This is a genomic window from Bowmanella denitrificans, assembly GCF_002887595.1.
Taxonomy (GTDB): domain Bacteria; phylum Pseudomonadota; class Gammaproteobacteria; order Enterobacterales; family Alteromonadaceae; genus Bowmanella; species Bowmanella denitrificans.
Genome location: NZ_PEBU01000014.1, coordinates 96,760 through 109,823 on the forward strand (window position 1 = coordinate 96,760; position 13,064 = coordinate 109,823).

Genomic DNA, 13,064 nt, shown 5'->3' on the forward strand with positions numbered 1-13,064 from the left:
GTGCTACCTCTGAGCACTAAAAAAGGGACGATATTCTGGCTGATCTGCCACCAAAAAATTCTCTTGTTTCAACGTCAGGTGCCTATTGTAAGCCGGGTCATGAGCTATAACAGCGCCCCACTTCTTTTGTAAATACAGCACTTCCGATTCAAAGCGCTTTATTTTCTCCGGGGTATCCTCCGCCCCACGGGATACTGACTCATGATGAAAAAGAACGGCTTCGGCGCAGAACAGGTTTCTACGCCCTAACTCCCTAACTTTCAAACAAAAGTCTACGTCGTTAAAGGCAACTTTTAAGTCCACCTCGTTAAGTCCACCAACAAGTTCAAAGTCGACGCGTTTAACAAGTAAACAAGCCGCTGTCACTGCGCTAACATTATGACTGGCCACAAGACGCTGCATATAGCCTGGAGCATCTGCAGCGAAAAACTTGTGCGCATGCCCCGCTCCACCGCCATAGCCCATAATAACTCCGGCATGTTGAATGCGGCCATCGCTATACAACAACTTCGCTCCGACACAACCAATCTCTGGTCGCATCACCTGGGCGACCATTGATGTCAACCAATTGTCACTGATAACTTCAACGTCATTGTTTACCAACCCGATTACTTCACCCTGGCAGTGTTTAGCTGCATAGTTGTTAATGGCGGAATAATTGAAGGGACCAGGATAGTGCAATAGCCTGACTTTGGGATGCTTGCTAACCTCCTCAAAGTACTCAAGACTCTGTTGTTCATCCGAATTATTGTCAACTAACAGAATCTCAAAACACTTGTAGGTGCTGCGTGTAAGAATTGAATCTATGCAAGCTTTGACCAATTGCCATGCATTCTTGGTGGGAATGATCAGACTAACCAGAGGAGACGACGATAGCTTCCAGCATAAAGATAGCCTGAAGCCGTCATTTTCAGTCACTGCGGCCTTATCCAATATCTGCTGAGACAGGATGTCAGGGCAATCCGCCAATAAAGGACGCTCAGCACGACTTTTATGCAACAAACAAAAAGAGATGTGCTCAACTGATGCCTTCACCTTACTTAGGGCCACTGACATTAGAAAATGGCGAATAACATTTTTCTGACCCTGCACTTGTCGCCAGAACAAATCATCCAAGGATTTCGCCCAAAGTCCCGTCGCAACATAACCCGAGGTTAACTGCAGATCTGGATTCCAGTCAGGCATAAACTCCGGTTGCCGGTGCACGCCTTCATCATCTACCGAATTACAATCCACATAAGCATAAGAGATATTACTCAGCGGCCAATGACCCAACACCACCAGCAATTTAGCATGCAGGCGCTCCCCTTCCCTGAAAAAAAACACAGGTCTATGGCTAAACGAATTAGGCAAATCGCTTAGTCTGCTTACAGCACATGTGTTCAGCTTGAGCCAGCTAAAATCGACTTCGACTTGGTCCAATGCCATTGGCAGATGCGCCTCGAGTCCCCAGAGAACCAGTTTGATATCACTGACATTCAGACCATCCATCGCCATAAGGCTGGACAGGCTTTTGGTCAGTTCACGGCTGTCAGCGTCAGTGATCAGAAGAACAAACAGGGGCTGCTGCACAGTCCTGCTGTCCAGTATGGCCATCTCTTGATATTGCATGCGTTGATTAGCCAAAAAGCGATGTTGCTGAACCACGTCAGAAGCAAAGTAGTCCACCAGACCTGCCTGCTTAAGCCATGTGGTGTATTTGATGGTTACTCGGGAGTATCGCCTGGCATAGCGGCGCCAACTGGAAGGCAAAGAACTAACCACTGCTTTAAGTGTAATTACTGCCACTTTTCTTAACACTTGAAACCTCTTCTCTCCCAAGGCTAGCATCATAACCGGGACTCTATTTAAACGAAATGTCTGGAAATGGCCTGCGCCGCATGCTCACTGCTATGTCTATAGATGAGGCTTTGCTGCAACATCTGCCGGGCTTTGCGCTCTGCGTCATCGTCCAGATATTGCAAAATCAACGACTCCAGTTCGTTAGAATGGCGGTAAGTAACGCCACCATAGTGCTTTAATGCGTCTAAGTTATAGTCACTGATAACAAACGCACCTGCCATCAAGAGGTCCACATACTTATGGCTCACCAGCCCCATTTTGTTCATGGTCTGATGATGATCAATCAAACAAATTTTGCTCCCCGCCGCCAATAGAGGGATGTCTTCATATGGGACCTGTGGTGCCCGCCAATATTGCTTTGCCGCTGAATTTCCGGGATATTTGTCCCAATTGGGGCCATACAGATTCAATGTCAGTCCATGGCGCCCAACAATAGGTAGTACATCTTCCAAAACTGGGCGAATACGAGGTGTGCCAATGAAAGACAAATCACATTCATAGCGAGGCAGACTGCTTTTAGATGGTTGCAACGACGAAAACGGGGGCACAATTTCAATGGGCGCATCAGAGGTAAAGGCAGGATACCGCCGCAAAGGGTCAAGCCGCAGCCAGGACCGTCGCTTAAAAAATGAGGCGACTCCCTGACTACTGACGAAGACTCTTTTGAACGGGCGCAGTGATTGCAGCTTTTCCGCATGGCTGTACACCAATGCCATGTTGTTGGCGCCAGATTCAAACTTTCCGACCTCGTTGTAAAACTGTCGCATCGGTGCACCCAAAAAATAAATGCGATTTTCAGCAGCACTCTGATAACGAAAGCCAAGCTTCTCCAGCGCTTCACGCAGATTTACATACACACGGTAGTCATACCACAACGAGTTTTTATGCGGTGAGGCGATGCAAAAACTAGTCAAACTGGCTCCCGACAAAGGTTTGTTCGACTCTCATGGGCGCGGCAAATAATGGTCATAGCGTCGCTGAAAAGGACCAGGAATTTCCACCATTGGGTCATGGCGAAGCATACTGTCAGACCAGTCTAGCAACTCTCTACGTAAGGCTTCGGCAATATCCGGATGCAAATCAATCAGGTTCTCAGTTTCAGGATGTGTCGACGTCATATCGAACAGATATTCTCTTTCAATGCCTGCCTGTAAATACTTCCATTGACCTTTTCTAACTGCCCTTTGCATCCAGAAACGCCAGAATAGCGATCGTTCGTTGAGATAAGCTTCTTCGCCCTTGATAGCCGGAATCAAACTGACTCCGTCCAACTTGTGCAGTTCTTTATCTCCGGCAAGTTCAAGGGCTGTCACTATTGCGTCCAGTGAAGATACCGGTTTATCTATCACCTTACCGGCGGGGAACTGTCCCTGCCACTGCATTAGATAAGGCACCCGAATCCCACCTTCCGTCAACATGCCCTTTTCACCGATCAACGGATCATTTCTTGAGCCATTCCAGGCTTCACCTCGCTTTTCCAGTGGTGCATCGGTCATGTCGTCGCCCAGCGGGGCTCCGTTGTCACTAATAAAGACAATCAAGGTTTTATCCAACAGCCCGTGTTGCTCCAGCTTGTGCACTATAGTCCCGACACCATCGTCTATGGCTGCCATCATCGCCAGCGCATAACGACGCCTTAGCGGCATATCCTCAGGGAAACGGGACAGATAAAAATCAGTAGCCTCAAGCGGAACGTGCGGTCCGTATGGAGCAAAATATAGGAAAAACGGCTTATCGGCGTTGCGGTCTATGAAAACACTTGCAGCATCCGCAGTCAGATCCAAGCGATAACGGCCATTAGTCTGGTAACCCGGAGATTTATTTTCTCCATTCAGTTCAAAGTTAGTCCAATAACGCTTCTCGTACCCCCAGAACACATCATTGAAGCCCCGTTCATCTGGGAAGAAAGGGCGCTTGAACTGTAGCGGTAATTTTTCAATGCTCTGTCCAGAGGCATAAAAATCCTCATGGTTTTGGGCCAACCACTCTTCAGAGTTACCCATCACCTCAAGGTGCCACTTACCAATCATACCAGTCCGATAGCCCAGGCGCTGAAACTTACTGCCGACCGTATCCACATCTAGTGGCATAGGGGTAAATCGATTTTCGTCCAGACCGAAGCGTTGCTGATAAAGACCTGACATCAAGGCAGCCCTCGATGGAGTGCATTGTGGTGACGTAACATATCCATGGCTAAACCGCGTCCCCATGGCTGCCAGCTTGTCGATATTCGGGGTTTTAAGATCCGTTAGGGTTCCCTGTACATTGAGATCTGCATACCCTTGGTCATCCGTAAAAATCACGACAACATTGGGCTTTTCTGGATAAGCCGGAACCGGCTCTTCGGGCTTTGGCACCGGTGGCTTGACAGATTCGCTGCTGCCACCACACCCATTCACCAACATGATAAAACACAAAAAAAATACCAGACGCATCTCGAAGTCCTAAATCTGTTTATTGGTTAAATCAGCACGCTTCATACCAGGCTTAAGCTTTATGGCTTCATATTCCGCTATTCTGGCTTTAATCATGGGCCCATTGGGGCGGAGTTCCAGGGCTTTGCGCCACACTATCAACGCCAGTCTAAGATCAACACTCTCAACCTGTTTGGCCAGCGCTATCAACTCCTTCGAAGAGGTGCAGCGGTTAGCTGAAAAATAGGTGCGTATCCCCAGATAAATGTCCTTGGAAACTGAGGCCAGAGTCACCCCGCGCAGCACTCGCATCATACTCACAAAGTAGGCTTTAGGTACCTTAAGCATATTGCGCAGCGTCGCCCGGTAACGCTGCTCAACAAAACGACGAGCAGTTTCAAGTAAAGGCTCCATTTGAGTATCCACTAAAAACTGAGTATACGCTGCCTGATATAAGGCAAAACTATGCCGGTCAATATGAAACCTTTGTTCAGGTGCAGGGTTTCCGGCAAAATTATAGCCTTCCCGGTTCAGTTTCAGTGGAATGGTGTCGGTCGGTCGCCCCCGGTTTAGTAGTGAAACATATTCCTTTGGAGAGCGAAAAAGTCTATGAACAATCATGACTTTACGCAGTTTATGCAATTCTTCTTGCAGGCACTCTTTCTTAGTTGGCGTCGCTTTGTAAACCGTGCCATCACAAAGACATATGCGCCCATCTTTCAATTCAGGTACATGCAGGCGCAGCTTTTTAATCTCGGCATTCACCCTGAAGAGCGATTTCATCAGTGGTGCCAGCCAGCCGGTCACATCGTAAGACAGATTGGAAAATGCCTTGCCTTTGCCTTTTTCATTAAACCATTGAAAGCTAATACAATCCGCACCGGAATTGTCGGTAATACAATTACCCACTTTATATGACAGAGTGTCCGGCATCCAAAACTCATCAATATCGAGAAACATCAGATAGTCAAATTGCTTCTCGTCGCGACAGGCGGCAAAAGCTTTGGCATAAACCAAATACTGGATATATCCAGCCACCTCGAATGGGCAGAAATCAATCCAGTCGGCATAGTAAAAGTTCACCATGGGATAGCGGCGCTGAATGGCCTCCAAGACCTCTGCACTATTATCCGACGTCCGGTTTAGATAGATGTCAATGGCATCAAAACCCATGTATAGATGAAAAAACACCCATTCGGCTAAATATGCCGCCTCGTCTTTGGCCACTGCAACCAATTTTACTTTTGCAGGGACATCAGAGGTCACGTCACGTCCATTGTCAAACTTAACCTTTGTATTCATATTCATCTTCATGCTGCATTACATCAGAGCGACTTTTGACATAACAAACCTGGCTAGTTCAAAATCACAGTTTTTTATCTTTAGCGCCAGTTCCATGGCTTGGTGTCTTGTGCCAAGCTGATGAACCTGTAAAGACGATTTAATTATCGTACTAACTGCATGTCTTACCTCTGTACTACAGCCATCAAACAGGCGCACCACCAAGTCCAAGTTGTCAACTGGCATATGAGCAACTTGGTTCAAAACCTCAGTTCGCTTTAACATGACGTTTTCTCTGGCCTTGCGTAAATGCTCATGCAAGTGTATTTGGTTTAGAAACTGCTCATACGACTTGCGATAATCATCATAGGCGGCTGGCTTCAACTCCATCAGCACATGCATACCAGCCGCCTTGTTGTAGCCACGGCGGTTGGTTTTCAACGGTAACTCATCGGATGGGCGGCCACGGCTGAGTGCGGCAATATATTCCAGCTCAGAACGAAACATTCGATGGATAATCATAGTGTCGCGCAGTTTAATCAACTCAGGATGCAAACATTCACGATTGTCTGGCTGGCCAATAAAAGCTTCGCCATTGCATAGACGATTTTCAACTCCACGGGTTTTCGGCAAATGCAGGCTCATTTCCTGCACTTCAGTGCGCATATTAATGGCAGTTTTAACCAAAGGACTAAGCTGCCCGGCCACTCGTTGTGAAAAGGGTTGAAATTCATGATTACCACCGTGCTCATTCAGCCAACCAAAAGAGACGGTGTCTGCTTCATTATGATCACTCAGGCACTCAGCAATCTGGTTCTGCATGTCAGATGGTGTCCAGAACTCATCTATGTCCAAGAACATAATAAAATCGGCCTGGTTGCCCACTTTGCACTCGGCAAATGCTTTGGCATAAACAATAAACTGCAGTTGTTGCCGAACCGCTTCTTGGCAGCTATCAATCCAGTCGGCAGTATGCACATTCACCTGGTCATAGTGGTAGCATATTTGATCGAGCACAGTCTGACTGGTGTCCCGGGTGCGATTCAGATAAATATCAATCTCGTTAAATCCAAAATACAGGTGGTGGTGTATCCACTCCGCCAGATAGGCTGCTTCGTCCTTTGCCACCGCCACCAGTTTAACCCTGGGAAACCTTGATTGACCTCGTTCTCGAAGCAAACTAGGTAGCATAATTCGTCCTTCGTAAAGGCATGGAGATTAACTTAATCATCGGCTACATCTTGCCCAAAGCCGCTGCATATTGACGCCACTTTTTATCAATCAGCGGCCCTTTCGGGCGGATTTTACGTGCCATCGACATCAACTCAAAAGCCTTTGCCATATCCACTTTTTCAAGCGCAATGGCGCAATCCCGGAGCAAATTGACCTGCGCTGAAAGTTCTGTAGACAGAGGCTGCGCGCGCATATACTCGGCCAACATTGCAGCTGGCGAGCATACCTGTGAAAAAGCGTCACTGTTGATTAGCGCCTGCAACGCCGGATACGCCTGAATAACAGCGTTAAACTGCTGCAAATTCTTGTCCCCGACGTTCACCTGCCGGTACAGGGCATTGTCCTGACTTCCAGGTATTTCTCGCATATCTCTGGATGCGCTCAGTGGTAGAATCACCGTAGGCGTGGCAGCCAGCATAGCCATACACTTAAACCAGATATCATCAGCAAAAGGCGCCAGTTTAGAAAAAGCCGCAATATCCAAAACGGAATCTTGTAACGCGCCGGGTGGATAAAGCACACCTCCGTATCCGATTGGGATAAGGCAATAACAAGCCTGTAGCGGATGCTTGCCGTCAACAAACTGCCAATGTGCATAAGGTGCCAGTTCACCTGAGTCATCTTTCAATATAAGGCGGCCTCTGGCGCCAATGATTGCCCCGGGTGACACTTTGCTGGCCAAATACAGTGATTCAACCAGCCTGGGGCCGTACAACATGTCATCATCCACCGTAATAACGGTAGCGTCAGGATAGCGGGTCAGGGTCGGGATTAACTTCTTGTAGCTGCGGTAATTAGGGCAAAAAGCAATCTCAAATACTTCGTCCTGCATGTCCAACAGTACAGGTGGCACACTCTGTGCCGAAAACTCTTCCTGATCAAGCCACAACAGAATTTTATCTACCGGATAGTGCTGCGCCTTAAGTGAATTCACGGTCAGATGCACCGCATCAATACGCTTTCCATAGGTAGTCAGTGACAGTACAATCACAGTCTATTCTCCGCCGTCAGCAGATTGTGCTGCTCCAACCATTGCCTTGCGATGCCTGAGTTCTTCCAGTAATGCCTTTATCTGTGGTCCCTTGGGGCGCAGCTCATGGGCTCGTTCGAGATACCCTATGGCTTCATCCAAATCCGTGGCGGCCGCATCTCGGGCAAACTGCTTGAGTAGTTCAACATTGCGGTTTACCCGCGCCAGACGCCGCTGCCGAAAAGCCCTAAAGGTCCGCAATATTTCTGGCAAAGCCACACCTTTAAAGATTCGCACCATATCTTTGTAGTGACTTGGCAAATAGGCCGACATGTTATCAATCGCCAATTGATATCTCTGCTCCACAAAAGCACGGGCTTGCTGCATATAATCATCCAGTTCAGCCCCGTGCATAAACGCCTGGTAAGCAGCCTGATATCTTGCATAGGCTGCATCAGGAAACACCAGCTCCAGTGTAGCATGCCCCCTTCGGGGTAAGCCGTTGCGGTTATTTTTGTATGCAAACTGGTTGCCGGGACGCCCCCGGTAGAGCAGTGACACATACTCGGTTTCCGAACGATGTGCGCGATGAAACACAAATGAGGATTTAAGGCTGTTTAATTCTCCAGCCACTGCCTGATCTGGATGCTCTCTGCCGCAAAACTGCCGACCATCTACCAACACAGGCAACTGACTGTTATGAAAATGCGGCACGTGATGACGCAATTCGCGAATATCTGTCGAAACCGGCAGCAGGGTCTTGCCCAATGGAGACAGATTACCGGTCAGGCGTTGTGGCAAACCTGAAAAAGGCACGCCGTCACCCAAATCGTTCAGCCACTCAAAAAAAATAGGCTTGTCAGCCCCAACCTGCTCAATACAGTGTTTAATGTCCTGACTGAAATCCTGCGGACACCAGAACTCATCAATGTCCAGAAACAACAAATGTGTAATCTGCCCATCTCGTCTAGCCTGTTCCAAAGCCTTGGCATATACAATAAACTGAATCTGCTTTTTAGCCGATGCAGGACACATATCGACCCAATCAGCTTCAAACCAACGAACATTGCTACAGAGCTCACTAACACGGCTTAGCAAGGCGACCGAGTTATCAGTGGTGCGGTTAATATGGATCTCAATCTCATCGACACCAAAATAAAGGTGATGAAAAATCCAGTCCGGTAAATAGGCCGCTTCGTCCTTGGCGACCGCCACCAATTTAACTTTCACTGGCACCGTCCCCTGAGTTTCAGCCTTCATGAGCCTGCCTTATCAGATGTGCAATCTTACCCAGGATCTGCTGTGCCGGTAAGCTGAAAACCCACTCATCGCTGACCACCTGAAGATCCTGCAACTCCGCACTAGGTTCATAGTTAACCAAGTTATCAGCAAAGCGGCTCTGCATAATCTTTTCACAACGATTATCGACAAAATAATTTCCCACTCGCAAAGTTTTTTGCGCACCGCGAATAATATCTTTCAGGTCTCCTAGGCCCAAAGCATCAAGCTCAGCCCGATGTTTGAGATACTGATGACGAACCCAGGAGCCCGTCACACCAAAATTTGCTTTAAACACATGGTTTAACGCACGGATAACTTCAATGTCAGTGACATCCATCGCACGGTTAGCTGCATCTGGGTTGTCCGCCGAGCTCACCATGCCATCGCTGTATTGCACGCCAACTTGTTGCAGAAAGTCGGGAATAAGCGATTGATTACGTTGTGATGCATCATAGTCAATGATCTTGACGTTCTCTTTGCCGAACACATGACAAAACATCGCCACTTTCAAATCCGCCGACAACATCTGGCTTTGTCCGGGCCTGGCAAGATGATCGTGATAGTAAGCAAAAAAGCCTTCCGTACCGCCGTGTTTTACCGTTTCCTGCCAAATGGAATAAAGCTTTAAGCTGGCACGACGCCAGGCATACAGAATTACAATGCGCTTATTATCCAGCGCATTGCGCAGATACTCGAACTTATCCCTGCTCAGGGAAATAAAATCTTCACTAGACAATAAGAAGTCATGCGGTTCCTGATTGAAAAAATCCACATCTTCCCGACTTAGCGCCCTGTCATTCAGCAGTTCCCGAAAAGGATGATGACCAAAAATGCTCTGATGACGTTTGGGATAAACCAAATTGTTTTGAAACAATACACTGCGGTTATCCATTAAAAATTTCTGTATCGCAGTAGTGCCAGTTTTATGCGGCCCCACATGTAAGTAAAAAGTGTTCATTCTGCAACTTGCTATATCAATTAATCACCAAAAAACGGATAACGGCCAAAATTGCTGACCAGCGGCCCCCACTTCAGGATATTGGCTTCATCTATCTCTCCTTGACTTCGTAAACAATGGGTGGGCATGCCTGCCGCTTGCCATTTATCATTTGGATGCAGAATATGCAGATTCGTTAATCCATAATCTCCACACAACTGAGCATCAGAGCGCACATTGTCACCAACATGAACAAAGCTCATATCAAGCTCACTAACATTGTCTTTAATGTGTTGCCACATATCACCACGATCTTTACGCAAGCCCATTTCACTCGACACAAACAAGCGATAGGGCGCAGCGACTCCTACTTTGCGTAACAAAGTCTCCACCTGTCGCTGCTGATAATAGGTATCTGACACAAACCATATGGTTTTGCCCAAATCGGCCAGCTTATGCACTAGGTCGACCATTTCCCGCTTGGCTTCTATCTGCTGCAGGTCAAAGTCAAACTCGAGGTCCATCAGGCTTTGTGCATGGTCAGAATCCAGTGCCATCTCTTTTGCCAGCTTGGCGTAAACCTCGGAAATACACACATCGCCGGTAGAATTCTGCGCCTTTCTGATTGCAAACTCTGTTTCATTTCGTAACGACACAAAGGCTTGCGCACTTGGCATTAAACCTTGCTCTTGCAAATAACACCCAAGCAAATACTTAGCGTAATCCGGCTCATTGAATTTGCGTCTCAGAATAGTATCGAATACATCAAAAGAAATGATATCGAATCGCCTGAGTTCAGCGAAAAGTTGCTCTGGTGGTTTGTGATAACCTGCGAAAATATGGCTTGTATCGTCGGTAAAGTGCCCTGCCGGAGGGTGGTAGAAGAACTGTTTATAGCCACCTTTTTCCACTAACAACCCTAAAACACGCTCTAGCGCATGTAACCATGAACCATCATTTGGCAAAGGTTCTGGCGGAAAATCAGCATAGCTGAATTTTCTTTCCAGCAATGGCTTCAGTGCTTGGGGTCTGGCCCAAAACATCCCACCAACAGGGTAACTAATAAAATTATCCTGTAGATCGATGCCCCAGTTATCTGCGAACTCCTGAGCAAAATTTTTATTGCAGGTCCAATGGTTAACCCAGGAAGGCATCATCCAGAACGACGTCGGATAATAAATACCCAACGTAGGATGCTCATCGAACAGCCTCAGCAAACAAGATACCACATGCAGGTCTTTAAACAGGAACTGATTCAGGTAGTCAAACCACTGGGTTTGCTCTCGTCCTGAATACAGAGATTTTTTTGAGTGCAAATGACACATTAAATCGTATTTCAGCAGTTCTTCGCCAAACTCCACCAGCAGCGGGCCAAAATTACGGCCACAGTTAGGTACTGTCACTGTTTGCAGCTTAGCGACCCTGCGCAGGCCGGAGTAGCGTCGTTTGACATCGCGACATATCTGTTCTGATGCACATGTAACGAATACATCCACCTGGCAGGGGAAGTGTTTAAGACAACTTAAAAACTTTTCGATAAAGTCCGGATAGTAAATATGTAAGCACACAGCAATTCGCTGCTGCTGCCAACTTGTCGTTTCATTTGCCACCATCACCCTAGACGGGATCCAGCGAGGTTTGGCCTCCTGGGCTGCGCGCCCTTCCATTCGACCATGGTAAAGGTAATGCAGCAGGGGGTTAGCGCCACTGTGGTAAATATCCAGATGCGTGCGAAGATAATGTTCGGTATCAAAGCGTGATGAAGGATTCACATTGGCAAAAGGGGCCTTTTGCAAATAGTCCTCAAATGCATAAATATCATTCTCAAACTGGCCATAATACTGCTGATACCACACAGGGTCGAACACACCTGCATGGGTCGCGAGGCGATAAAGCCGTTTTAACCTTCTATATTCCCGGCCTTTGCGGGTTAGTGGTGTGGCACGATGTAGCACGGAGGCAGTGCGTTTTAGTAGTCTTCTCATCATTTACAATCCAAATAAACGCACGGGACTGACATTACCGTTACCAGAAATCACATCATCCACATCAAATAATGGGCATACTGCCCTTGGCAGCAGATTTCGCCGGGTGACATAACATTGGTACATCAACTCAAGCTCACAGGTACTGAAGCGAATCTGGTGACCAAAATAATGCTCTATGGCTTCGGTGGCACCACTGAATACCATTTGCAAATCCTGAAAGTGGCTTTGTGTGCGGGTATGCCGACCAAAGAAGAAGTGAAAGGTCGGCTCAGCCAACTCGGAAATACGGTCAATGTCTACAAACTGTCCATTGGGCGAGGTCAACAAAGACTCCAGAAACAGTGAGCGATCCAGCATGGTATAGCCTTCCCCCATGCGCACGCCGGTTTTAAATACACTTTGGATATCAGCGATAAACCCTGCCACCTCGTGCTGACCGTCTTCCGTGGTAATAAAATACAGCCCGCTGGTGTCACACTGCAGTAGCCGGGTCAGCAGCTTTTGGATAGTGCCGCTGTAACCCACATCAACCATTAGAGGAGCACATTGCATATTCAAGCCAAGGCTATGCAGGTAGTCCAGGTAAGTGTTCCGACTGTTCTGCACCAGTATTTTCAACTGGTCCAGGTGCATCAGCAACATCTCTTCAAGCTTTTTTCCATCTGCCGGTAGTTCAAACTCAGCAATTAGTTCTTCATCGGAAAACAAATGGCTAAGCTGCGACAAGGTAAAGCCAAAACGCCCCACCAATAGGTCGGACAATGTGCCCTTAAACTTGTGATAAAGGCTCCACTGCCATGTAAAGGGGTCTGCAATGCTAATGCGAAACAGGAAGGTGCGGGACACATTCAGGTAAAGGGCAGGACAGGTTGGCATCTGCCCTTTGTCCACTAACACCGAATGCACTTGCTGGAAAAAGTACCCTTCCCGGGCCAGAAACACCAGGTGCGAAGGCTGTTTCTGTTCATAATGCGCTTTAAGGGCAAACAGATATTCACTGCACAATGGCCCAAGAAAGTTATAGCCGAAATCACGTAAGGCGACGGTTGTGTTCATCTCTTATCACTGTGTTTGTTACGTCTTCATCCACCGATACCGACAATGCGCCAGCAGCTAAT

The 13,064-nt window shown here is 47.5% G+C and carries 10 protein-coding genes; all 10 read right to left on the reverse strand.

Annotated features, from left to right (window positions below; translation table 11 throughout):
• Positions 1-3 precede the first annotated feature (3 nt).
• Complete coding sequence (locus tag CSR04_RS21120) at positions 4-1,788, reverse strand: glycosyltransferase family 2 protein (RefSeq protein WP_216362613.1); 1,785 nt, start codon at positions 1,786-1,788, stop codon at positions 4-6.
• A 59-nt stretch (positions 1,789-1,847) separates the two neighbouring features.
• A complete protein-coding gene (locus CSR04_RS21125; RefSeq protein WP_146027219.1) occupies positions 1,848-2,756 on the reverse strand; it encodes a glycosyltransferase family protein in 909 nt (302 codons plus the stop codon).
• Positions 2,757-2,786: 30 nt separating this feature from the next.
• Positions 2,787-4,277, reverse strand: coding sequence for a sulfatase family protein (locus CSR04_RS21130; RefSeq protein ID WP_102798327.1), 1,491 nt, complete (start codon positions 4,275-4,277; stop codon positions 2,787-2,789).
• Between the two features lie 9 nt (positions 4,278-4,286).
• Positions 4,287-5,558, reverse strand: a complete 1,272-nt coding sequence (locus tag CSR04_RS21135; RefSeq protein WP_172449454.1) for a glycosyltransferase family 2 protein — start codon at positions 5,556-5,558, stop codon at positions 4,287-4,289.
• An 18-nt stretch (positions 5,559-5,576) separates the two neighbouring features.
• On the reverse strand, positions 5,577-6,728 hold the full coding sequence (locus tag CSR04_RS21140) for a glycosyltransferase family 92 protein (RefSeq protein WP_102798329.1): 1,152 nt from the start codon (positions 6,726-6,728) through the stop codon (positions 5,577-5,579).
• 43 nt (positions 6,729-6,771) lie between these two features.
• Positions 6,772-7,761 carry a hypothetical protein gene (locus tag CSR04_RS21145; RefSeq protein ID WP_102798330.1) on the reverse strand — a complete coding sequence of 330 codons (990 nt, stop codon included), beginning with the start codon at positions 7,759-7,761 and terminating at the stop codon, positions 6,772-6,774.
• A gap of 3 nt (positions 7,762-7,764) precedes the next feature.
• Positions 7,765-9,000: a glycosyltransferase family 2 protein gene (locus CSR04_RS21150; RefSeq protein WP_102798331.1), complete on the reverse strand. Its 1,236-nt coding sequence runs from the start codon at positions 8,998-9,000 to the stop codon at positions 7,765-7,767.
• Positions 8,990-9,913, reverse strand: a complete 924-nt coding sequence (locus CSR04_RS21155; RefSeq protein ID WP_146027220.1) for a hypothetical protein — start codon at positions 9,911-9,913, stop codon at positions 8,990-8,992. Before CSR04_RS21155 ends, CSR04_RS21150 begins: the two co-directional genes overlap by 11 nt.
• 86 nt (positions 9,914-9,999) lie before the next feature.
• On the reverse strand, positions 10,000-11,946 hold the full coding sequence (locus tag CSR04_RS21160) for a rhamnan synthesis F family protein (protein WP_216362614.1): 1,947 nt from the start codon (positions 11,944-11,946) through the stop codon (positions 10,000-10,002).
• Positions 11,947-13,002 carry an HAD family hydrolase gene (locus tag CSR04_RS21165; RefSeq protein WP_102798334.1) on the reverse strand — a complete coding sequence of 352 codons (1,056 nt, stop codon included), beginning with the start codon at positions 13,000-13,002 and terminating at the stop codon, positions 11,947-11,949.
• Positions 13,003-13,064 lie beyond the last annotated feature (62 nt).